This is a genomic window from Nitratireductor pacificus pht-3B (assembly GCF_000300335.1).
In the GTDB taxonomy this organism is placed as follows: Bacteria; Pseudomonadota; Alphaproteobacteria; order Rhizobiales; family Rhizobiaceae; genus Nitratireductor; species Nitratireductor pacificus.
On record NZ_AMRM01000013.1, the window covers coordinates 1 to 23849 of the forward strand.

Annotated in this window: 11 protein-coding genes and 1 pseudogene; 6 read left to right on the forward strand and 6 right to left on the reverse strand. The window is 67.0% G+C overall.

The features are described 5' to 3' along the window. Window positions 1–212: pseudogene (locus NA2_RS12420) on the reverse strand (polysaccharide pyruvyl transferase family protein); the annotation flags it as partial. After that, window positions 209–1618, reverse strand: a complete 1410-nt coding sequence (locus tag NA2_RS12425) for a hypothetical protein (RefSeq protein WP_008597275.1) — start codon at window positions 1616–1618, stop codon at window positions 209–211. The gene NA2_RS12425 and the pseudogene NA2_RS12420, both read right to left, overlap by 4 nt. 248 nt (window positions 1619–1866) lie before the next feature. Here NA2_RS12425 and NA2_RS12430 point away from each other — a divergent pair, with 248 nt between their 5' ends. The 5 genes from NA2_RS12430 to NA2_RS12450 all read left to right on the forward strand — a co-directional run bounded on the left by NA2_RS12430 (window position 1867) and on the right by NA2_RS12450 (window position 17312). After that, window positions 1867–2637 (forward strand): glycoside hydrolase family 16 protein, encoded by a 771-nt coding sequence (locus NA2_RS12430; protein WP_040677744.1) that lies wholly within the window; start codon window positions 1867–1869, stop codon window positions 2635–2637. Window positions 2638–2955: 318 nt separating this feature from the next. Then, the gene (locus NA2_RS12435) at window positions 2956–4923 is read left to right on the forward strand and encodes a non-ribosomal peptide synthetase (protein WP_008597277.1); all 1968 of its coding nucleotides are present in this window, start codon (window positions 2956–2958) and stop codon (window positions 4921–4923) included. Then, on the forward strand, window positions 4920–12899 hold the full coding sequence (locus NA2_RS12440) for a hybrid non-ribosomal peptide synthetase/type I polyketide synthase (RefSeq protein WP_008597278.1): 7980 nt from the start codon (window positions 4920–4922) through the stop codon (window positions 12897–12899). Before NA2_RS12435 ends, NA2_RS12440 begins: the two co-directional genes overlap by 4 nt. Further along, window positions 12896–15718 (forward strand): condensation domain-containing protein, encoded by a 2823-nt coding sequence (locus NA2_RS12445; RefSeq protein ID WP_008597279.1) that lies wholly within the window; start codon window positions 12896–12898, stop codon window positions 15716–15718. Before NA2_RS12440 ends, NA2_RS12445 begins: the two co-directional genes overlap by 4 nt. Continuing rightward, window positions 15708–17312: a glucosamine inositolphosphorylceramide transferase family protein gene (locus NA2_RS12450; protein WP_157188220.1), complete on the forward strand. Its 1605-nt coding sequence runs from the start codon at window positions 15708–15710 to the stop codon at window positions 17310–17312. The genes NA2_RS12445 and NA2_RS12450 overlap by 11 nt, the downstream gene beginning before the upstream one ends. Window positions 17313–17325: 13 nt before the next feature. On the opposite strand, the gene NA2_RS12455 is transcribed toward NA2_RS12450, so the two are convergent. Further along, the gene (locus tag NA2_RS12455) at window positions 17326–18138 is read right to left on the reverse strand and encodes a 4'-phosphopantetheinyl transferase family protein (RefSeq protein ID WP_008597282.1); all 813 of its coding nucleotides are present in this window, start codon (window positions 18136–18138) and stop codon (window positions 17326–17328) included. Next, entirely contained in the window at window positions 18128–19306 is a 1179-nt protein-coding gene (locus tag NA2_RS12460; protein ID WP_008597283.1) for a DegT/DnrJ/EryC1/StrS family aminotransferase, read from the reverse strand. Before NA2_RS12460 ends, NA2_RS12455 begins: the two co-directional genes overlap by 11 nt. A 387-nt stretch (window positions 19307–19693) precedes the next feature. On the opposite strand from NA2_RS12460, the gene NA2_RS12465 reads away from it, so the two are divergent. Further along, on the forward strand, window positions 19694–21397 hold the full coding sequence (locus NA2_RS12465; RefSeq protein WP_008597284.1) for a GMC oxidoreductase: 1704 nt from the start codon (window positions 19694–19696) through the stop codon (window positions 21395–21397). On the opposite strand, the gene NA2_RS12470 is transcribed toward NA2_RS12465, so the two are convergent. Both NA2_RS12470 and NA2_RS12475 read right to left on the reverse strand, forming a co-directional pair. After that, entirely contained in the window at window positions 21379–22185 is an 807-nt protein-coding gene (locus tag NA2_RS12470; RefSeq protein ID WP_008597285.1) for a methyltransferase, TIGR04325 family, read from the reverse strand. The genes NA2_RS12465 and NA2_RS12470 overlap by 19 nt on opposite strands. Continuing rightward, a complete protein-coding gene (locus tag NA2_RS12475) occupies window positions 22185–23696 on the reverse strand; it encodes an oligosaccharide flippase family protein (RefSeq protein ID WP_051011638.1) in 1512 nt (503 codons plus the stop codon). The genes NA2_RS12470 and NA2_RS12475 overlap by 1 nt, the downstream gene beginning before the upstream one ends. Window positions 23697–23849: the final 153 nt, after the last annotated feature.

Sequence of the window (23849 nt, forward strand, 5' to 3'; positions counted from 1 at the left end):
CGGCGCAGGCCGGCCGGCAGCCAGCCGAGCAGCGTCAGCGCCTGCCTGCGCCGCGCGCCGCCGGCGGCGCCGTAGGCGTCGCGCCCGGCAAGATCGATAGTCTCGACCGTCAGCCCCGGAACGGCCTGGCGCAATGCGGCTTCCAGGCAGAGCGCGAGGACGCCGTCCCCCAGATTGGGGCTGTATCGAACGTTGAAGACGAGCAGCTTCACCGCACCGTCTCCACTGTTCCGGTTGCCGTCTCATTCGAACGGACGGGCTGCCATCCAAGCGCCGCTATGGAGCCGGCGAGCACATAGAACATCAGTCCGAGGTCGTAGACCGTGCCGGAGATCATCGCTTCACACAGGCCGGCAACCAGCCCGGCCTTGGCTGCCCGCGTCACCGCAGTGTCATAGCGTGCCCCGCCGCAGCGCAGGAGAAGGAGAGAACCGACGAACAGCATGAACATCGCCGTCCCGACGATGCCGACATTCGACAGAAGCACCAGCGCGTAGCTCGAGGCGCGCGCGCTGCCGAGCCCCGCGCCCAGCCCCCAGGTGTCCTGGAAGACCTGGAACGCCACCGCATTCCACATGAAGCGCTCGCGGCCCGACTGGCTGTCGAGCTTCGAGAACAGCATCTCGTCGAGGAACGACCAGATGTCCTGGACCAGTCCCGGGGCGGCGACGATGGCAAGGAGACAGAGCAGCGGCGCAAGGACCAGAATGCCGACGAGAAACGCCGGCCGGCCCCGCGGCGCCACGCCCGCCGATGCCGGTACCGAGCGCGCCAGCAGGAAGGCGACGACCGCAGTGAGGCTCACCAGCGCCGTGCTCGACGTGGACAGAAGCAGCGCGACCAGCAACAGCCCGGAGAGCATGCCGGTCACCATTGGACGAACGCGATCGAGCCAGAGGCTGGCGGTGAACGCGAACAGGACGATGGTGTAGCCCGCAAAGGCCGACGCCTCGGGAAACGTCCCGGAGATGCGCTTGAAACCCGCCTTCTCCGACCCGGTCAACAGCGCATAGTTGGCCGTGCGGATGAAATCGAAGAGATAGGCGGTGCCCGAGTAGTAGGTGACGACATCGAGGACCGCGAAAACCAGATTGAGGCCTCCGACAATCAGCATCGCATTGACCAGATCGGACGATGAGCCGCCGCGACGCAGATAGGCGAAGGTGAAGGCGAAGCAGAACAACCCACCCAGCGCGTAGACCGACTGGGTGATGTTGTTGGTCGAAGAGGACAGGGGAACCAGATCGATGATGCTGCGCCCGACGGAAGAACGCAGGACGATCATGGTTTCCGTTTCCCCTTCCAGAAGGCGCGGCAGGAAGAACGCCGTCATCACTGCATAGACGGTCAGGAGCAGCAGCCAGAAGCCGGCGGAGGTGCCCGTGACGGATGCCAGGACCGGCCCTTCGCCATGGGCCATGAACTGGCGCAGGCAATAGAAGGCCAGCAGCAGGCTCGGGACCAGAATGGATGCGCCGCCCAAACCCGGGAGGCTGAGGGCGGCGGCAGCGCCGAACAATGTCGAGAAGACGATGACATAGAACGACCAGCGAACCGGCGCCAGCAGCGCCACCGTGCCCAGGATCATCGCAACAATGCCCAGCAACTCGATGCGCATGGTGTTCCAGCGCTCCCCGTCAGCATGTCATGGCATGGCGAAGGCTAGCATGGTCGAGAGGGAGCGTCGTTCCACCCGCATGTACACCTTAAGGACTATCCGCGGACACTTGGACGAATTCATCGCGCTTAGGGCGCATGATATGGTCGGTTCAGGAGGTGGCATTGGCCCATAGTCCCGCAATCGGCCCTCCGGGGCATTCACGCGCAAGGCGCCGCATCGTGGTCGCGGGCAGCCTCATTGCGGGCATGGTCCTGCTGACCGGGGTGGGGCATCACGCTTCAGCGGTCGTGCAGCAGGATGAGCTCAACCTCGAACAGATGGCACTTTCCTTCGAAGAGGATTTCGACACGCTCGACGTTTCCGCCTGGGGACCCGGTACGCGCTGGATCGCCCATACGCCATGGTCGGGAGATTTCGGCGGCGCGCGCTTCTCCGACCCGCGCGAAGGCTTTCCGTTCAGCATCGAGGACGGGATCCTGCGCATCGAGGCCAGGCGCGACGATGAGGGAGAATGGCAATCCGGCCTCCTCGCCTCGGTGGATCCGCGCGGCGATGGCTTCGCCCAGCAATACGGCTATTTCGAAATGCGCGCCCGCCTGCCTGACGGACCGGGCGTCTGGCCGGCCTTCTGGCTGATCGGCAAGGACCGTTCCAAGGCGACCGCCGAGATCGACATCCTCGAATATTACGGCGACAAGCCGGGCGGTTATTCGTCGGTCGTGCATGTCTGGCACCGCGACGGCCGGCACAGCTCGCAGTACAATCGCAACGAGGTCTTCGGTCCGGGTGCGGACGCCCCGGGCGCCTTCAACACCTACGGGGTCAGGGTCGACCGCGACTGGATCCGCGTCTATTTCAACCGCCGCTTCGTCTGGAAAACCGAGACGCAGCCGGAGCACCGGCAGCCGCTCTACATTCTCCTGAACCTGGCGCTGGTCGATGGCCCGACGAAGGACGCGACCCCGGACCCCTCGCATATGTTCGTCGATTACGTGCGCGCCTATCGCCTCGACTGACGAACATGCATCCTTTCAAACGTGTTGCAGCGTCCTTTGCGCGTCGCACTGGACGCGCGGCGCCGTAATGCTTTGGGAGGGGTCCATCGCCCCTGACAAACCGAACCCCACCGAATGGGCTAGGACCGCGCCGGGATAGGTCGTCGGGAGGAAATCCGGTTCATCCTGATGGCCATCTGTTTCTTTTCGCAACTGCGTGAAATCCTTCCCTGACAAGGCTTGAGAAGCCAGTGATTTCCCTGCGCTTTCAACGGAAAATGGCAACGTTTTCAGATCGTTTCTCTTCAGCGCGGGTCACGTTTCGGGTGGGACCTCGGCATGAACGGCACGCAGCGGCAGTTGGATTTTCCACATGGGCGCCCCACGCCCCGCCACTGCGAAGCCGAAGCGCACCCCACAGATCTTCAACCCGCAGTTCCCGGCACCTATGACCGCCAGGCAACGATCCACGGCATCGTGGCGCAGATCGCGGCCGGCCAGCCAGACGCGGTGGCCCTCCAGTTCGACGACGATCGTCTTACCTATGGCGAACTCGACCGGCAATCCTCGCTTCTGGCGCACGCGCTGATCCGGCTTGGCGTGGTGAAGGGCGATGTGGTCGGGCTGCTCCTGCCGAGGGCGATCAAGACGCTGATCGCAAAACTGGCGATCCTGAAGGCCGGCGCGGCTTACGCCCCCTTCGATCCCGCGTATCCGGCAGAGCATCTAGCCTATGTGATCGACGATTGTGCGCCGCGGCTGATCCTGACCGAAGACGGCGAAGCTGGAACCGTACCGCCATCCGCCCTCGGCGACGCCCGCCAGCTCGATCTCGACGCCGCGCTTGCCGCGCTGCCCGACATGTCTCCACTGCCGCCCGGCATCGCGGCCGATGGGGGCGATGCAGCCTATGTCATGTACACCTCTGGTTCGACCGGACGGCCCAAGGGGGTTGTCATCCCGCATCGCGGCGTCGTGCGGCTCGTCCGGGCGCAGAACTACATCCGGTTTCGTCCGCAGGACGTGATTCTGCACACCGCGACGATCTCCTTCGACGCGGCCACCTTCGAAATCTGGGGCGCGCTTCTCAACGGCTGCCGGCTCGTCGGGATCGGCGACCGGACGCTGTCGCTGCCGCGCCTCGCGCAGGTGATCACCGATCATGCGGTCTCGGTCATGCTGCTCACCACCGGGCTGTTTCATCTCCTCGTCGATCATCAGGGTCCCCGCATGCACACGCTGCGGCACGTGCTGTTCGGCGGCGAGGTAGCGTCCGCCGAACATGCCCGCCGCTTTCTCCGGCGACACCCGAACTGCGTCCTGACCAATGCCTACGGCCCGACCGAGGTGACGGTGATGGCCTCGGCCTTCGAGGTGCCCTCGGATTTCGCCGGCGCGGACATGCCGATCGGACATTCGATCGCTCATAGCGGCGTTCACATCCTCGACGACCGGCTCGCCGAACTGCCGCCGGGCAGCGAGGGGCAACTCGCCGTTTCCGGCGACGGCCTCGCCATCGGCTACATGAACCGGCCGGACCTGACCGCCGAGCGCTTCGTGACGGTCGGCACCCGGGATGGAAACGCCGTGCGCTGCTACCTGACCGGCGACATGGCCGTGATGGGGGAAGACGGCCTGCTGCACTTCCGGGGACGTCGCGACCGCCAGATCAAGATCGACGGAAAGCGGATCGAGCTGGATGAGATCGAAGCCGCGTTGCGGCGCGACGAGCACCTGTCCGACGCGGTCGTGCAGTGCCACCAGGCGGGCAACGCCAAGCGCATCGTCGCCTTCCTGAAGCCGCGCAAGCCTGTGCCGGACGGCGCGCTACGCTTCGCCGCCGCAGTCCTGGAGCGTCTGCGGTCGGCTCTTCCGGCCCACATGATTCCGAGCAAGGCCATCGTTCTCGACGCCTTTCCCATGAACCCCGCCGGCAAGGTGGACCGTTCCCGCCTGACCCTGCCTGCCGCGCCGGCGGCGCCGCCGGCACACGACGGGGTGCAGGGAACCCGGGCGGTCATCGCCCGGCTTTGGGAAGAGGTTCTCGGCACGCGGGACATCGGACCGGAGCAGAATTTCTTCGACCTCGGAGGCACGTCGATGCAGCTGATGCGCGTTCACGCGGCGCTGGAGCAGGCGCTCGGCCGGACGATCGACGTGGTCGCCGTCTTCGAGCATCCCAACATCGCCAGCCTGGCGCGGTTTCTCGACGCTGCGCCCGACGCAACGGCCGCCGCCCCGTCCATCGGCATGCGCGCGGCGTTGCGGAAGAAGGGGATGAGCCAGTTCCGCCGGGGGTCGCGATGAACGAGAGAACCGTACATGACAACCAGCCCCCTCCCCCGGACGAGGGGATCGGCGACATCGCGATCATCGGCATGACGGGCCGGTTCCCCGGCGCCGCCTCCGTCGATGCGCTCTGGGAGATGATCCGCGAGGGGCGGCACGCCTTCCGCACCTTCAGCCCCGACGAGATCGAAGACGCCTTCGACGACGCGGTGCGCGCCGCGCCGGACTATGTGGCGGCACGCCCCTATCTCGACGACCCCGGCCTGTTCGATGCCGAGTTCTTCGGCATGTATCCCCGCGAGGCGGCGCTGGTCGATCCGCAGTTCCGGCTGTTCCTGGAAATCTGCTGGGAGGCGCTGGAAGGCGCCGGCTGCGATCCCTTCAACGCCCGCGAATCCATCGGCGTCTTCGCCGGCTCGGCGATGAGCACCTACCTGATCAACAACGTGCTCTCCGACCGGGACACGGCGGAGCAGTTCACGTCGAACTATCAGGTCGGCATGTTCCCGGAGCTGATCGGTGCGATCAACGATACGCTGGCGACCCGCGTCGCCTACAAGCTGAACCTGCGCGGCCCGGCCTTCACCGTCCAGTCGGCCTGCTCCACCTCGGCGCTGGCGGTCACGCAGGCCTGCCAGGCCCTGCTGACCTATGGCTGCGACATGGCGCTCGCCGGCGGCGTTTCGATCACCTTCCCGCAGAAGCGCGGCTATCTCTACCAGGAAGGCGGCATGGTCTCGCCGGACGGCTTCTGCCGGCCCTTCGACGCCGATGCCGCCGGCACGGTGTTCGGCAGCGGCGCGGGCGTCGTCCTGCTCAAGCGCCTCGAGGAGGCGCTTCGCGACGGCGATCCCATCCACGCCGTGATCCGCGGCTACGGCGTCAACAATGACGGTGCCGACAAGGTCGGCTACACCGCGCCGAGCGTGTCCGGCCAGGCGGACGCCATCGCCGCCGCCCATGCCAGCGCCGGCATCGCGCCGGAGACCATCGGCTATGTAGAATGCCACGGCACGGCGACGCCGCTCGGCGACCCGATCGAGTTCAGCGGCCTGACCCGGGCCTTCGGCACGGTTGCGGGCGAAGGTTCCTGCGCACTCGGTTCGGTCAAGGGGAATCTGGGCCATCTGGATGCCGCGGCGGGGGTCGCAGGACTGATCAAGGCCGCGCTGGTGCTGCGCCACCGGCAGATCCCTCCGGTCGCAAACTTCGTTGCGCCGAACCCGCATATGGAGCTCGCCGGGAGCCCGTTCTCCATTCCCGTCCAGCTCCGCGACTGGGCCGCGCAAGACACGCCGCGCCGCGCCGGGGTCAGCTCGTTCGGCGTGGGCGGAACGAATGTGCATCTGGTTCTGGAGGAAGCCCCGCCGGCAGCCGCACTCCCCGGGGACGAAGGCGACACCCTGCGCATCCTGCCGCTCTCCGCGCGCAACGAGACCGCCCTTGCGGCCATGCGCGAAAACCTTGCCGCCGCATTGCGCGGCAGCGACCTGCCGCTCGCCGCCGTAGCGCACACGCTGCAGAACGGCCGGCACGATTTCCGCGAACGCTGCACAGTCGTCGCCAGAAGCCGGGAGGAGGCGATTACACGGCTGGCCGAGGAACGCCAGATTTCCGGCCGGGCGGAGGAGACCGCGCCGCCGGTCATCTTCCTGTTTCCGGGCCAGGGCGCACAATATCCCGGCATGGGCGCCGCACTCCACGCGACGGAGCCGGAATTCGCCCGCTGGATCGACCGGGGCGCCGAGATCGCCGAACCGCTGATCGATGCCGACCTGCGAAGATTCATCTGCAACGCGGGCGAGGCCGACGAGAAACTTGCCGAGGCGCTGCGCGATACGAAGATCGCCCAGCCCGCGCTGTTCCTGGTCGAATATGCGACGGCAAAGCTGTGGATGAGCCGGGGCATCGTGCCGGCGGCGATGGTCGGCCACAGCGTCGGCGAGTTCGTCGCCGCCACGCTCGCCGGGGTCATGTCCTTCGAGGACGGACTAAAGCTCGTCGCCGCGCGCGGCAGGCTGATGCAGGAGCAGCCGCGGGGAGCAATGGTCTCGGTGCGCGCCGAGGCGGAGACGGTCGCGCCTCACCTGAGCGACGGCGTCGAGATCGCCGCCGTCAACGCCCCGAAGCTCTCCGTCGTTTCCGGCCCGTTCGATGCCATGGACGCCACCTGCGCCGCGCTGGATGCCGCCGGCATCGCCTATAGCCGCCTCCACACCTCGCACGCCTTCCACTCGGCGATGATGGACGAGGCGGCCCGGCTTCTTGAGGAAGAGACGGCGCGCGTCTCCTACCATCCGGCCACCATCCCCTATGTTTCCTGCGTCACGGGCGAGTGGCAGACGGACGATCAGGGAGCCTCCCCCGCCTATTGGGCGCGCCATTGCCGCGATGCCGTGCGGTTTGCCGACGGGGTCGGCACGGCGTGCGAAGGCCGCAGGCCGGTTCTTCTGGAAACGGGTCCCGGACGCACTCTTTCCGTGTTCAGCGCACAGACGCTCAAGCGTGACGCGGTGGCGGCAATCATCCAGTCGCTGCCGGAGCACGACCGCGCGCAGCAGGCGCTGGAAACCTTCGCGGAGGCCCATGCCCGGCTATGGATCGCCGGGTGCAAACCGGACTGGCCGGCGCTGCCCGCGCAAGCCCGACGCACCGTCCATCTGCCGACCTATCCCTTCCAGCGGCAGTTGTACTGGATCGACGCGCCGAAGCCGCTTCGCCAGGCCGGCACTGTGATCGCCGCCCCCGCTCAACCGACGAACCCGACAAACGGAGCTGCCACGATGACAGCCGCACCTGTTCCACCCGTTGCCGACCGGCCCGCCCGGCTGGAGGCCGCGCTGACTGTCCTCCTCGCGGATCTCTCCGGAGAGGAACTGCCGGACGATGCGGGCGGCGCGACGTTCCTCGAACTGGGCTTCGATTCCCTGTTCATCGGCCAGTTCGCCCAGAAGGTGGAGAAGGAATACAGGGTCAGGCTCTCCTTCCGGGAGCTTCTGGGCAACATCCCGACCCTTCACGCTCTTGCGCGGCATCTGGATGCCGAGCTGCCGGCCGATGCCATGCAGCCGGTTCCGGAGACCCCGGCGATACCGGTCCCCCCCACGCCGGCTGCCGCGCCTGCTGCGCCATCGACAATGACGAACGGACAGATCACAACGCCTGTCGGGCTCGAGGCACTGTTCCAGTCGCAATTGCAGATGGCGCAGCAGCTCTTTACCCAGCAGATGCAGGCGATCCAGTCGCTCGGCGGCGGCTCCGCCGCTCCGACGCCGGCAATGCCTGCCGCTCCGGCCCCGGCTGCATCGGCTCCCTCCACCGGCGGCGAGGAGAAGGAGATCGGCGGCGAACGCATCCGCCTCTACAAGCCTGGCACCCGGCGCGCTGACCAGGAGATGTCGCCGCAGAAAAGCGCCTTCATCGCCGATCTGACCGCCCGCTACGCGGCGCGGAATGCCAAGTCCAAGGCATTCACCGAGGCGCACCGGCCCCGCCTCGCCGATCCGCGCGCGGCGTCTGGCTTCCGCTCAGAATGGAAAGAGATGGTCTTCCCGGTCGTCTCCGACCGCTCGAAAGGCGCTCGCATCTGGGACATCGACGGCAATGAATACATCGACCTCGTCAACGGGATGGGCCAGACGGCCTTCGGCCATGCGCCGGATTTCGTGGTCGAGGCCATCATCGCGCAGGCCAATAGCGGCTTCGCCATCGGGCCGCAGACGCCGCTCGCCGGCGAGGTGGCGGATCTCGTGAGCGAATTGACGGGCCACGAGCGCGTCACCTTCTGCAACACCGGTTCTGAAGCGGTGATGGCGGCCATGCGGGTCGCTCGAACCGTGACCGGGCGCGAACGCGTCGTCGTCTTCGGCAACGACTATCACGGCCAGTTCGACGAGGTTCTGGTGAAGGGCCGCAGCCGCTCGGGCGTCCATGCGGCGCTGCCGATCGCCGCCGGCATCCCGCCCGGTTCGGTCTCCAACATGACCGTGCTCGGTTACGGCACGCCCGAGAGCCTCGACTGGATCCGCGCCAATGCCGACGACATCGCCGCGGTCATCATCGAACCGGTGCAGAGCCGGCATCCCGAACTGCGCCCCGAGGATTTCGTCCGCAAACTGCGCGCCATCGCCACGCAGAACGCCTTCGCGCTGATCTTCGACGAGGTGGTTACCGGCTTCCGCGTCCACCCGGGCGGCATGCAGGCGGTCTGGGGCATTCGCGGCGATCTCGCGACCTACGGCAAGGTGCTGGGCGGTGGCATGCCGATCGGCGTGCTCGCCGGCGACAGCCGCTTCATGGACGCGCTGGATGGGGGAAGCTGGGCCTATGGCGACGATAGCGTGCCGATGGTCGCGCCGACCTTCTTCGCCGGCACCTTCGTGCGCCATCCGATCGTGCTGGCGGCCGCCAAGGCCGTTCTGGAGCATATCAAGGGTGAAGGACAGGCGCTGTACGACCGCGTCGCGGCCCGCACGGAGCAACTCGTCGGCACCCTGAACGACGATCTGGCGCGGCGCGGCATCGCAAGCCCGATCCATGGTTACAAGAGCTGGTTTGTCACGGATTTCGGCAGCGCCGATCCACTCGGCGCGCTGTTCTATCCCCATGCGCGCCTGCAGGGGCTGCATGTGCAGGACGGCTATCCCTGCTTCCTCACGACGCAGCATTCCGAGGAGGATTTCGCACGCATCGCCGAAGTCTTCGCCAACAGCCTCGACGCGTTGCAGGAAGCCGGCATTCTGGCGCCAGCGCTTCCCGTTGCGGCCACGACCGTGCCTGCCAAGACGCAGGAGCCGGCACCAGCAGCCGCCCCGGCGTCCGCGCCGCTGACGGAGGCGCAGACGGAAATCTGGCTCGCGGCGCAGGCCGGCGACGAGGCATCCTGCGCCTTCAACGAATCCTTCAACCTGGCGCTCGACGGGCCGTTCGACGAAGCCGTGTTCCGGCGCGCCTTCGCCCTGGTGATCAGCCGCCACGACGCTCTCCATATCCGTTTCTCGCGCGCCGGGGACCAGTTCGAGATCATCCCGGATTTCGCCGTCGAGCTGCCGCTGCGCGAGCTTGCGGAGGATGCCGGGCTCGCACAGATCACCGACGCCGAAGCCCGCACGCCGTTTGACCTCGTCAACGGGCCGCTGGTGCGGGCGCAACTCGTCCGCCTCGCCGCCGAACGGCACGTGCTCGTCTTCACTGCGCACCATATCGTCTGCGACGGATGGTCGGTGAACGTGCTGGTCGAGGACCTGGCGAAAGCCTATTCCCTGCTGCTGAAGGGCGAGGAACCCGACCTTCCGCCGGCGCTCTCCTTCGCCGCCTACGCGCAGGCCCGCGCCGCGACGACGGAAGCGGCCGGCGAAACGGAAACCTTCTGGCTAGGCCAGTTCAACGCCGTGCCCGAGCTCCCCGACCTGCCGACCGACAGGCCGAGGCCCGAAAGGCGCAGCTTCGCCGGTGGCACGGTCACCGCATCGATCGATCAGGACATCTGCAAGCGCCTCAAGAAGGCAGGCGCGAAGGGCGGGGCGACCCTGTTCTCGACCCTGCTCGCCGCGCTGCAGGTGATGGTCGCCCGCCTGTCGGCCAGCAACGACATCGTCATCGCCGTGCCATCGGCCGGGCAAAGCCTGCTCGACGGCGGGGCCCTCGTCGGTCATTGCGTCAATCTCCTGCCGCTGCGCCAGGGGGTCGACGAAGACCGGACCTTCGAAGCCCATCTGCGCGACACGCAGCAGCTTGTCCTCCAGGCGTTCGAGCATCAGGACTTCACCTACGGCACGCTGGTGCGGAAGCTCGGCGTCAAGCGCGATCCCAGCCGCCTTCCCCTCACGGAAATCCAGTTCAACCTCGAGCGGATGGCGAAGGCGATCGACTTCGGAGGCCTCGAAGCGCGTGTCACGCCCAACCCGAAGGCATTCGCCAATTTCGACATGTTCCTCAACATGATCGAGAGCACGGACGGCATCCGCATCGACGTCGACTACAATGGCGACGTCTTCGAGCGCCAGACCATCGAACGCTGGCTCGGGCATTTCAGGACGCTGATCACGGCCATCGCCGATCATATGACCGCAAGGATCGCCACGCTGCCGCTGCTTTCGCCGGAACAGACGGACTGGCTCGTCCACGGGGTCAATGCGACCGACGCGGCCTTCGACCAGGAGCGCTTCGTCTACGACCTGTTCGCCGAACGCGCCGCTGAGACACCCGACGCCATCGCCGCCCAGCATGGCGACGTGTCGATCACCTATGCCGAACTCGACGCGCGCAGCTGGCAGCTTGCCCGCCTGATCCATGAGAAGGTGTTCATCCCCGGCCGCCGCGTGGCGGTGGCGCTCGACCGCTCGATCGACATGCTGGTAACGCTGCTGGCGATCATGAAATCCGGGCACATCTACGTGCCGCTCGATCCCGCCCATCCGGAAGCCCGCCTGCGCCAGACCATGGAAACGGCCCGCATCTCCGCCCTGGTCTGCGCCAGCGATGCGCTGGCAGCGCTCGCCGGAGCGGACGCGGTCACGGTCCGCCTCGACCGCGAGGAAGCGGAGATCGCCGCGCAGAGCACGACGCCACTCGAGCGGCGCACCCGCCACGCGACATCGGCCGCCTACATCATCTTCACCTCCGGTTCGACGGGCGTGCCGAAGGGCGTGGAGGTGCCCCACCGCGCGCTGATGAACTTCCTGACCTCGATGGCGCGGGAACCGGGCTTCGGCGCCACGGACACCTTGCTCGCCGTCACGACCATCTCGTTCGACATTGCGGGGCTGGAACTCTATCTGCCGCTGATCACGGGCGGCAAGGTGGTGATCGCCGACAGCGCCCAGGTGCGCGACGGCTTCGCGCTGATCGATCTCCTGAAGCGGAGCAAGGCGACCGTCCTGCAGGCCACGCCGACGCTCTGGCAGGTTCTGGTGGAAGCCGGTCTCGAAAAGCAGCCCGGACTGAAGATGCTGTGCGGCGGCGAGCCGCTGCCCGGCGAACTCGCCAGAACGCTGACCGGACTGGGCGGCGAACTCTGGAATATGTACGGGCCGACCGAGACCACCATCTGGTCTTCGGTGGCGCGCATCGACGATCCGCAAGCGCCGATCACCATCGGCCATCCGATCGCCAACACGCAGCTGTTCATCCTCGACCGACAGGAGCGGATCGCTCCCGTCGGCGTCATCGGCGAATTGAACATCGGCGGCGAAGGGCTGGCTGTCGGCTACTTCGAGAACCGCGAGCAGACGAAGGCGGCCTTCCGCAATGTCAACATCGCGGGCGTACCGCAGCGGCTCTACCGAACAGGCGATGTCGGACGGCGCATGCCGGACGGCTCGCTGCAGCTTTTCGGGCGCCGCGACAACCAGATCAAGCTGCGCGGTTTCCGCATCGAGCTGGGCGACATCGCAACCGTCGTCGACAGGACCGAGGGCGTGCGTCACTGCGCTGTGGTGGCCGCGAGCAACCGGAATGGCGACCGCCAGCTCGTCTGCCATTTCGTGCCCGAAACGGACGGAGCGGCTCCTTCCGTCGAGCAGTTGGCGGCCCACGCCAAGGCGCATCTGCCGGCACATATGATCCCCGGTTGCTGGGTCGAAACGCAGGAACTGCCGCAGACGGCGAACGGCAAGCTCGATCGCAAGGCGCTCGAAGCGCTTGGCGTGCCGACGCGCCAGGCAGCGCCCATCCGGCTGAAGCCGCGCACGCCGATGGAAGAGAAGCTGTCGCAGATCTGGTGCGACGTGCTGCAGATGGGTGAGATCGGCGTCGATGAGAACCTCTATGCGCTCGGCGCGGATTCGCTCAGCATATTCCGCATCGCGGCGCGGATGATGGATGCCGGCGTGCCGCTGGAGGCGAAGCACCTGCTGCGTCATCCGACCATCGGGGAACTGGCGGTCTGCGCCGAGGCCCAAAGTGCCGCGCCGGCCAATGACACCGCATCGCATGTGCCGTCGTTGAAGGACTTCCGCAACGGCGCACGGCGTGTCGCGAGGGTGGGAACATGAGCGAAGCCGATCAACGCCCCCGCCCACAGGCCGCGCGCGACGTGGTGGCGACCTTTCCCTGCACCCAGACGCAGTTGCGGTGCTGGTTCCTCGACCAGTTGAACCCGGGCAATCCGGCGCTCAACGTGGCGGTGCGCTGGGAGATCCGCGGCGCCTTCAAGACGGCGAGCATCGAGGCTGCCTTCCGGCAGGTGATCGCGCGGCACGAAATCCTGCGGACCTTCTTCAGCGAGACCGACGGCCAGCCGCAGCAGCAGGTGGTCGAGGCCGTCGACTTCAAGATGCCGGTGATCGATCTGCGGCATGTGCCGGAAGACCAGCGCGACGCGCGGATCCAGTCGATCAGCAAGGAAACGGCCGCCGCCCCGTTCGATCTCGCAGAGCCCGGCCTGTTCCGTGTCACCTTTCTGATGGTCGAGAACCAGCGGGGCTTCATCCTGATCACCGCCCATCAATCCTGCTTCGACGGCTGGTCGATCCGGGTGCTGGGCCGGGAGGTCGGCGAGATCGCCGCCGCGATCGACGGGCAGCGCACACCGGGGCTGGCGGAGCTGGCACTGCAATATGGCGATTTCGCGCTCTGGCAGGATGCCTATCGCAACAGCTACGGTTTCGAGACGGAGAAAGCCTATTGGCGGGCGCAGCTCGCCGGAGCGCCCTATTTCGAGGTCGAGCCGGACCGCCCGCGCGGCCGGACCAAGACGAGCCATGGCGAGATCCTGTCCGCCGTGATGCCGCTCTCATTCAGCGAGCGCATTGACGCGGCGGCGCGCGCGCATCAGGTCTCGCTCTTCAGCTATGGCGCGGCGGTCATCAGCGCCGCCCTGCATCGCTATTGCGCGCGCCGCGAAGTGCTGTTCGGCACGCAGATCGCCGGCCGCGAGGATGTCGACCTGGAGAGCCTGATCGGCGTGTTCATCAACAATCTGGTCCTCCGGTTCGACTTTCCCGAGAGCCTGACCTTCACCGAGCATCTGCGCCGGGTGAGTGCGACGGTCGCCGACGCGCTCAACCATCAGAGAATGCCGTTCAACAATCTGGTGGAACTGGTCAACCCGGCCCGCGACCCGTCGCGCAATCCTCTCGTCTCGGTGAATTTCAACCAGCAGAAGGCCTTCCTGGAGAACGCGCATTACGGCGGCTTCGAGCTGATCAGCGCGCCGTCGCAATCGCCCGGCGTGATCTATGATCTCAACTTCATCATGATCGGGCGGCCGGACGGCTGGCGCATGTCTGTCGAGTACAACACCGACCTGTTCGACGCCCGCACGGCGCAGGAATTGCTGGACCTCTGGCGTTCGGCCTATGCCTTCGCGCTCGACAATCCCGACGCGCCGCTCGCATCCATGCAGGGGCCGGTCCGGACGCCGGCGGCACCCGCGACCGGTGGTCCTTCTACCTCCCGACTGGAAGCCCTGCTCGCCGCGCACAAGGACGTGGCGGAGGTGGCGCTGCAACTGCCCGCCGCCGGCGGAAATCCCTACGCCTTCGTCACCCCGGCGCCGATCCATGCCGGCCCGCTCGAAACGCTGCCCATGCGGCTGACCTCCTATCTGTCCGGCCATCTCTCGCCGGCCGACATGCCCTCCGGCATCAGCGTGATGCTGTCCCTGCCGACCGCCGGACCCGCGTCGGCCCCGGCGGCGCTGCCCGCCCCGCGTCCTGCCGAAGCGAAGACGGACCTGCCGCACTCCAGCCCCGAGCGGGAAAGCCAGCTCGGCCGCATCTGGGCGGATGTGCTCGGCGTGGACACCGTCCATTCGGATGATGATTTCTTTGCCCTCGGCGGGCATTCGCTGCTTGCCCTGCGCATGCTCTCAGCGGTCAGGGCGACCTTCGGCGTGAAGCCGGAGCTGGCATTGCTGTTCAAGGCGCCGACGCTTGCCGGGTTCGCGCGCGCCCTGTTCGGGGAAGCCCCGCAGCCTCCGGAGGAAACACCTTTCCGGACGGCCGCGTCCGGGGCTGTCACCGGCCCGGTGGTTCCGGCCGTTCCGGAAGCACCCCAACCGACATGGGACGTCTCCGTCTACCAGGAGGGGGACGGCAGCTGTGCCCTCTACACGCTGAACCATCCGTTCCTCTACTACCGTCTGGCGCGGCTCCTTCCGCCGGAGGTTTCGGCGGTCAATCTCAGCATGTTCAACGCCAGCATCGATGCGGCCCGCCGGCAGCTCTCGCTCGAGCAGATCGCCGGCGAGGCCATCTCTGCGATGAAGCTCGGGCCGGCACCCCAGTCGATCGCCCTGATCGGGCTTTGCGTCAACGGCGTTCTGGCGATGGAGATGACCCGGCAGCTGCATTGCCTGGGACACCGCATCCAGTTCGTGGCGCTGATCGACAGCTGGGCGCCCGGCTATGTGGGCTCGCAGTCGCGCCTCACCCGATTGCGCTGGACGATGGAGAAGCGCGTCAAGCGTCTCGCCTACTTCACCGGCAAGCTGCTCAGGGGACGGATGCGGCTCATCACCTATCTGAAGGAGTTCAACGTCACGCTGAAACTGGTCGAGCGCTTCAGGGGCGGCAATGCCATGGATGCGGAAGAACAGGCCAATGCCGATGTGACGGAGTTCCTGGTGGCGGCCGCGCGCCGCTACCGGCCGCGACCGATCAGCGCCGAGACCGTGCTCTTCTTCCGCAGCCAGGCAAACCACCGGCGCGCCAATGACCTCCTGTTCGGCTGGCGGGGGTTCGTGCCGGAGGACGCGCCAGTGTTCGACGTTGCGGGCTGGCACGAGGATTCCCTCACCCAGGCGGGGATCGAACACCTGTCCGGCGTCCTGTCGGACCGGCTTCACGCGGGAGCGCTCCTTGACCAGTAAACGGCACGCGCATCGGCCCGGCGCCAAGCTCTTGAGGGTCGGCATCCTCACCGGCCTCGGCCGGCGCTTCGAAAACTGGGAGCTGCAGCTTTTCGAGCGGCTCCTGGCCGACCAGCGGTTTGAGATGGCGGGTTTTCTCGTTCACCCGCATCCCTTTGACGGCCAGCCATCCGGTCTCGCCGCCGGCTGGATCGCGCGTCTCGATCGCGCCCTGTTCGCGCGGCAGGCCCCCTATCCCGCGCCGCGCTTTGCGCGGTCCCGGAAGGCACTCCCCGTTCTCCACCTCGACGGCGCGTCGCAGCCGGTGGCCGAACTCGGCCTCGATCTGGTGCTGCGCCACGTGCCGGCTCGCCCGCCGCATGATCTGGTCGCCGGCCTGCCGTTCGGCGTCTGGACGCTCAGCCATGTCGAAGCGCAGTCGGCGCATGCCAACTGGACAGGGATCGCTGACACCCTGGCGAAGGCCGCCGGCACCCGTCTCGGCCTGACGGTCGAGCGCGGAGATGGAAAGCGCGCGGTGCAGATCGCCGAGGCCGCGTTCAACACCAAGTTCAGCGCCGCGCGCAACACCGCCTTCATCCAGGAGAAGTCGGTTCTTCTGGCCATGCGTGAACTCGGCCGGCTGGCCGACACGCGCAAGCTTGCTGCGCCAGCGGCAAAGGCGCAGTCTGCCCGCCCGGCCACCCCGCCGAGCCTCCGCGAGGCAGCGGCCTATGCGGGGCATCTGCTCCACGGCTCGACCATGCTAGCCGCCAAGGTCCTGCGCCGGCGCACCCACAGCGAGGCTGCCGTATGGACCCTCTACAGCGGACGCGGGGCGATCGACGATTTTGATCCGCGCAAGGCCGTGGAAATCCCGCCCTCACAGACATCCATCAAGGCCGATCCGTTCCTCTTCAGGCACCAGGGCGAAACCTATGTTTTCTATGAGAATTACGGCGTCGGCGACAGCAAGGCGCATATCGCGGTCGGACGCCTGACCCGTGACCGCCTGGAGCCGATCGGCATCGCGCTCGGCGGCGACAGTCATCTCTCATTCCCGTTCGTCTTCAGCCATGACGGGGCGATCTTCATGATGCCGGAGACACATCAGAAGAAGCGCGTGGAAATCTGGCGCGCGGTCAACTTTCCGCTTGTCTGGGAACCCTATTCAAGCGCGTTCGAGGGATGGTCGGTTGCCGACAGCACGCTGTTTCGCCACAAGGGCGCTTGGTGGCTGTTCTCGAACCTGTCCGAACATCACGCGTTCGAGGACCATTGCTCAGCACTCTACGCCTTCGAGGTGGACGGGCCGAAGCTGTCGTCGATCGTCGCGCACCGGCGCAATCCCGTCGTGATCGGCAGCGCAACGGCGCGCAATGCCGGGCGGGTCTTCTCCCGCCACAAGCGGCTGTTCCGCCCCTCCCAGAACAACGCCTACGGCATCTACGGCTACGGTCTCAACATCATGGAGATCGAGCAGCTCGACCGCGAAACCTATCGCGAGACCTGCGTGCGGCGGATCGTGCCGGATTTCAAACCCGGCCTCGTCGGCTGCCATCATTTCGATGCGAGCGGCTCGCGCTACATCCTCGACGCCCGCCTGAATGCATGAGGCGCGGGAAGCTTCAGCTCCGGCCTTCGGCGTCCTGTCCTCTCCCGCGCCCATAGCGCATCCGGATCACAGGACCGGCAACGGATACGCCCGGACGCCAGGCCGGCGACGGCTCGTCCCGCCGGTAGCGCAGTGTCACAGGATTGCCCGCCGTCAGCGCCGCGACGGCACCGACGAAGCCGCGCGGCACCGTCAGGTTCAGAAGCCGCCATTGCTCCGGCGCGTCTGGCATGCCTTCCAGCCGCTTGAGACGCGGCTCGCCGGTCGCGCCGATGGAGACATCGAAGGAATCGAGCGGCAGCGACAGGCCTGCACCATGCGCCTTGACGAAGGCCTCCTTGCGCGTCCAGCAGCGATAGAACGCATCGAGATAGGCGCGCAGCGGAACCAGGTGCAGCGCCCGGCGCTCGGCGGCCGAGAAGAAGTGGCCCGCCAGATCCTCCCGGAACGGCGCCACGCGCTCGATGTCGACCCCGATCTGATAGTGATCGCTCACCGCCAGCACGGCGATGCCATCGCTGTGGCTGAGATTGAAATGCACGGGCGGTTCGCCGCTGCCTGCCAGACGCGGCTTGCCAAACGCGTTGTAGGCGAAGGCGAGCCGCTTCGCCGGCACACCCAGATAACCGCCGAGAATGGCGCGCAGGCGGCCGCGGCCGGCGATGAAGCGCAGCCGGTCGCGCTCGCGCACGAAGCGCGCAGCACGGGCGAACTCCGCGTCGCTCATGGCCGAGACGAGTTCTGGCAGCACCCCCGCCGGGACATCCAGGGACCATTGCCACACATCGATGAAGGCAGCGCCGATGGCAGCCGGTCTATGCAGCATAGGAAAGCCGCCTTTGCGAAACCTCGCCGCCGACCATGCGGCGCGCCAGATAGGCCATCAGGGGCACGGGATAGTTCTCGCCCAGGCTGATACGGCAGGTGCGCTGGAGGATGTCGATCGAGCGGGCGCACATGTCGGGCGCATATTCGACCGGGTTCTTCGTCCAGGTGAACGGGTTCATCGCCGGATGGGCGGCGCGCTGTTCGAGGACGGGCGCCCAGTTGGTGTAGACGTGACGGCTCGAATCGTAAAGCCGGTAGACGCCCCGGCGATGCTGCGCGGCAAAGGCGCTCGCCTCCTTCGCGGTCTCGAACATCACATGCAGGCCGACCGCATTGTCCGGGTCATTGTGCGGCCCGAGCCGGAAGGCCTGCGCGGAAGACAGGATGCGCGTCATGACGCCATGGCGCCGGCGCATGCGGCGCAGCATCGGATCGAGCTTCTTCAGCTGCACGTTCAGCATCGCCCCCTGGATCTGGCTGGCCTTCAGGTTGACGCCGAAGAAATGCGGCTCGTTGTAATTGTCGAGATGGCCGCGGAACAGCGCGCCGACATCGTGGTACATGCGGGCGCGGGCAAAGAAGCGGTCGCTGTCGGTGACCACCGCACCGCCCTCGCCGATGTTGATGTTCTTGAACTGGTTGAAGCTGAACGCGCCGACATCGCCGATCGTGCCCGTGCGGCGGCCGCGATAGCTGACGCCGACGGCCTGGCACGCATCCTCGATGACCAGAAGGCCGTGTGTGCGGGCGATCCGCATGATCGCCTCCATGTCGCAGACCATGTTCGCCATGTGAACCGGCAGGATTGCGCGCGTGCGCGGCGTGATCCGCCGCACGATATCGGCAGGGTCCATGGTCAGCGTCTCGTCGATGTCGACGATGACCGGCACCGCGCCGACGGCCAGCACGGCGGCGGCCGTGGCGATCCACGTATAGGCCGGCACCAGAACCTCGTCGCCCGGTCCGAGACCGGCCGCCGCCAGGCCGCAGATCAGCGCCCCCGTACCGCTGCTGACGGCCAGCGTGTGCTTGATGCCGAACTGTTTCGAGAAGCCGGCCTCGAACCGGTTGAGGGGACCCTCTCCCGGTCCTCCGTAACGCGCCAGGCGCCCCGAAGCCAACACCCGGCCGACCGCGAGCCATTCACGCAAACCAACTTTCGCCATTGCCTGCTTCCCGATTGCCCCGGCAGATTGCCCCGAAGGAGAAGCGTTTTCCGGTGGAAGAACGGCGTGCCCATCGGCTTCTGCCAAGGAACACGCCAAGACACCGGAACGCCTTTCTTGTTCTTCGAACCTAGGCTGCAAACATGATGTTTTCAAATAGGCCAATGATCTACGCGGATGACAACACTTCTACCTTGCGATGGCCAAAAACATTAGCAAGCCGCTTCTTCTATTTAATTTGGCCAGTTTCGACGACATCCCGCGATTTGCTACCCTGTCGCGGGATTTTTCAACGAAACCGCAGCGCGCTTTCTTGCCGGCTGCGGTGTTTCCCGGACGAACGAATGCCGGGACCGGGCGTCGGCGAGACGCCAAAGCGGGGCGGATGTGACCTTTCTCGATCTGCGATCGATGCCCTCGGGAACGCGGCTGACCGCGGACCTCGTCATCATCGGTGCCGGTCCCGCCGGCCTGACGCTGGCCCGCGAACTCGCCGACACCAGGGCCCGCATTCTCATCGTGGAAAGCGGCGGCGAAACCTTCGAACAGGGCGTCCAGGCGCTCAACCGGGTGGAGAATGTCGGCGACCCCGGCAAGCGCGACACGATGGCACTGTCGCGCGGCTATACGGGCGAGCTGGCCTGGCTCAACGACGTCCCGCCCTTCGAGCTGCGCAACCGCCTCGTCGGCGGCAGCAGCCATACATGGGTCGGCAAATGCGCCGCCTTCGACGAGATCGACTTCTCCGAGCGCAGTTGGGTTCCGGGTTCAGGCTGGCCGATGCCGCGGGCGGCGCTGGTGGACGCGCTGGACCGGGCGGCGGAGATGCTCAATCTCGGGCCGAACCTCTATGACGCCTCCCTCTGCCGCCGCCTAACATCGCCACCGGCGGATCTCGGCATCAATGTAGACCTGCTGCGCACGTTCTTCTGGCAGTTCAGCCATGGAAGGGGCCGCCGGGGGGAACCGCTGCGGTTTGCCGGGTTCGCCAGCGACATGCAGGCCGGGACCATCGACATCCTGACGCACGCCACCGTGACCCGCCTCATTCCCGACGAAAGCGGTCACCGCATCGCGTCGCTGGAGGCGCGCACGCTCGAGGGCGCATCGGCGACCGTGACGGCCGGGGTGATGGCGCTGTGCTGCGGGGGGATCGAGAACGCGCGGCTGCTTTTGGCCTCGAACGACGTCTGCAAGGACGGTATCGGCAATGCGCGCGATGTGGTCGGCCGCTATCTGGCCGATCATCCGCGGACGGTGGTCGCCCGTTTCGACAGGGCGCGGATCGCCGAGATCGCCGAGCATTTCGGGTTCTACGGCCTGACGCATGGCCGGGCCACGCATTTCTATCTGCGCGGCCTGGCGCTCAGCCCACGCCTGCAACGGCGCGAGAACCTGCTCAACTGCGCCGCCTATCCCGTGCAGACATTGTCCGCCGACGATCCATGGCTGGCGTTGAAGCGGCTTCGGGGCAACGCGGCCGCGACGCGGTGGCGCGACGTTCGGACCGTCCTGTCGGATCCCGGCCTGTTCGCCTCGGGGCTGCGGCGCCGGCTGATCATGAAGCGCGGGCTGCCGCGGAAGATCGACGAGATCCGTTTCGACACGATGGTCGAGCAGCGTCCCAACCCCGAAAGCCGGGTCACCCTGTCGACTCGGCGGGACCGCCTCGGCATGCCGCTCGCCCGCGTCGACTGGAAGATCGGCTGGATGGAGATCGCCAGCGTCGCGCGGCTCGCCGAGCTGATCTCGGCGGAGTTCTGGAGGGTCGGCCTGCCGCAGCCCAGAATGGAGTCCTGGGTTCTCGACGAGGACTTCAAGCGCGCGCCCTTCAGCGACATGGCGCATCCGGCCTGCACCACCCGCATGGGAACAGACCCGGCGACGAGCGTCGTCGATCCGAACGGCTGCGTGCATGGCATGGCCGGGCTCTACATCGCGGGCAGCTCGGTCTTTCCGACCAGCGGACACGCCAACCCGACGCTGATGATCGTCGCCATGACGATGCGCCTCGCCGATCACCTGAGGACCGTCCTGCAGCGCCCCGCCGCGGCTGAGGTCCGCGCGGCGCCTCAGGCCCTGCGGAAATAGAAACCGGCGCTCTCGCTGGAACCCAGCTCCGGATGGGTGTCGATGACATGGGAAAGCGAAGGAATGCTCCAGCGGTCGATCATCTGGTAGCCGAGCGCCTCCACGGACGCCAGAAACGTGTCCTCATTGCGGATCTGATAGGGAACGCGCGCGCTTCCTATGCATTCGAGCGTGACCACGGTCGGCCCCCTGCGCAGCGCCACCTTGTTGAGAAGCAGGTGCGGCGGCGGCGCCTTCAGCCGCGCGATCAGCGCCGGCAGCGGCGCATCCAGATACTGGAGCAGGCCCGAGCCGAGGAAGAGGTCGGGCGCGCCTGCCTCTTCGAGCCGATCGACGAAACGCAGGCCGTGAAGACCATCGGCCTCGGCGCGCCGACGCCCGGCGTCGACGATGGCGGGCAGGTCGTAGACCGTCCACGGGAAGGTTTCCGCAATCGGCAGGGCGTCGCGGAAGGCGCGGTACTTGGTCCCCATGTGCCCGCCGGCATCGACCAGCGACGTCACCTCCCCCTGCAGCCGGCGGAGCCAGAACAGGACCGGATAATCCCAGGGCGCGATCCGGCACATGGCCTCGAAGGCGACTTCCGCCACTTCCGGATGGTCGTAGCCGGCCAGTCCGGAGCGGCGCGCGGCGGCCAGGGCGACCTCATGGGAGGGGTAGGCGCCGGAGAAGCGGCACGGAACCGGGGACAGGCCGCGCAGGCGCCCCTGCGCGATCTGCAGCGGCAGCAGCGAGGAACGCAGGCTTGCCGAGAGCCGCCGTTTGAGGGGGCGAAGCTGGTCCCTCATCACGGCTTCTCCGCCGCCGGGTCCGGCAACGCCGCGCCGACCCATTTCCATGACAGGACGAGAACCGGAACATAGACCAGCCCGCCGATGAGCACCTGCGCCAGGAAAGACTGAAGCACGGACAGTCCAGCCTGCCCGGCGATCATCCGGACATAGTGGACGGCGGCGAGCATCACCACGGCGGCGATCGCCACGAAACCGCTGCTCCGCAGGACCCGGCCCCATTCGATGCCCCCATAGCGTGCCTGCAGCCAGACCGAGGTGGCGAGCGCGATCGCCGCGGCGACGCACTGGCCGACCGCCACCCAGACAAAGCCGAACGGCGCCGTGATCAGCACCATCGCCACCGAGACGGCGCCGTTCAGCAGCGAAACGGGTGGCAGCCGGTTGACCGCTCCCCGGACGGCGAGCAAGGGCTCGGTGACATAGCTGGGCACCAGCAGGAGCTGCTTGGCGGCGAGAATGCCGACCACCAGCGCCGCCGGCGCCCAGTCCGCGCCGAGCGCCAGGTGGATGAGGTTGTCGGACACCAGAGCCAGTCCGAGATAGACCGGTGCGGAAACGGCAAACAGCGCCGGGAAGAACCAGTTGCCCACGCCGGCCGTCCCGGCGGCGCTGCCCCTCGCCTCCGGTTTGCCGGAATGCGCGCGGCGGAAGACGATCCAGGCCAGCATCCGCGCCGGCTCGCCGATCAGCTCGGAGAAGGCCGCGACGATCCGTTCGGCGGCGCGGTAGTAGCCCGCCTCCGCAAGTCCCAGGAAGCTGCCGACGGCAAGGGTTCCCGAATAGGAGCGCAGGAAGATGATCATCCGGTTGCTGAGGATGTAGCGCGAGAACTGGAACAGCTCACGCATGAAGGCCTGCCCCGGCAGGGCTGGCGCGATCCAGCCGACGACCGCCACGGACCCGCCGAGGACCAAGGCCTGCAGAGCAAGGCGTCCGGCGACCAGCGCAACCACGTTCCAGCCCGCCAGAAGCCCGCCTACCGTGACCAGGAGTCCTCCGGTCTCGGCGACGATCCGGATCATTCCCTGCCGGTGCAGCATGCCGCGATTGACCAGCACCCCGTCATAGACGGCGGTGAGGGACGAGGGCAGGATCCACAGGCTGAACAAGGCCAGAAGGCCGCCTTCCCAGTGCTTTCCGAGATAGAAGTAGAGGATGGCGGCCGCGGCAAGCCCCACCGCGGTCAGCAACAGGCCGCTGCCCAGCGACACGCTCGCCACCTGCCGCCAGCGCCCGGGATCCTCTTCCGATTTCATGATGTATTCGGCCCAGCCACCCTCGGCCACCACGACGAGAAAGATGGTCATCGCGGAGGTGAAGGCGAAGAAGCCGAACTCGACCGGCGTCAGGAGATGCGCCGCCATGATGAAGGCCGTGAGTTGCGCCACCTGGGTGACGAGCTTCGCCGCCAGCGCCCAGAGCCCTCCGCCCAGCAGGCCGGGCAGCGGCAGGCCGAAAAGCGTCTTCGGCGGCGCTTCGCGGTGCGGGCGCGTATCGACGTCCATCAGACGGCCGCCCCGCAGGCCCGCCCGCACGCGCTATTCACGGCAGTGGGACGATCGGCTAGGGTTCTGCCGTGGTCCTCGGTGATTCGCCGCCGGTTTCGGTAAAATCGCTGAAAATCTGGCCGCATCGTGTGATTGCCCAATTGTGGTTGC

What these genes read in the sequence shown, in the direction of transcription:
- NA2_RS12445 (WP_008597279.1), top strand. Translation starts at nt 12,896, where the DNA reads ATGAGCGAAGCCGATCAACGCCCCCGCCCACAGGCCGCGCGCGACGTG.
- NA2_RS12460 (WP_008597283.1), bottom strand. Translation starts at nt 19,306, where the DNA reads ATGGCGAAAGTTGGTTTGCGTGAATGGCTCGCGGTCGGCCGGGTGTTG.
- NA2_RS12435 (WP_008597277.1), top strand. Translation starts at nt 2,956, where the DNA reads ATGAACGGCACGCAGCGGCAGTTGGATTTTCCACATGGGCGCCCCACG.
- NA2_RS12470 (WP_008597285.1), bottom strand. Translation starts at nt 22,185, where the DNA reads ATGAGGGACCAGCTTCGCCCCCTCAAACGGCGGCTCTCGGCAAGCCTG.
- NA2_RS12425 (WP_008597275.1), bottom strand. Translation starts at nt 1,618, where the DNA reads ATGCGCATCGAGTTGCTGGGCATTGTTGCGATGATCCTGGGCACGGTG.
- NA2_RS12455 (WP_008597282.1), bottom strand. Translation starts at nt 18,138, where the DNA reads ATGCTGCATAGACCGGCTGCCATCGGCGCTGCCTTCATCGATGTGTGG.
- NA2_RS12430 (WP_040677744.1), top strand. Translation starts at nt 1,867, where the DNA reads ATGGTCCTGCTGACCGGGGTGGGGCATCACGCTTCAGCGGTCGTGCAG.
- NA2_RS12440 (WP_008597278.1), top strand. Translation starts at nt 4,920, where the DNA reads ATGAACGAGAGAACCGTACATGACAACCAGCCCCCTCCCCCGGACGAG.
- NA2_RS12475 (WP_051011638.1), bottom strand. Translation starts at nt 23,696, where the DNA reads ATGGACGTCGATACGCGCCCGCACCGCGAAGCGCCGCCGAAGACGCTT.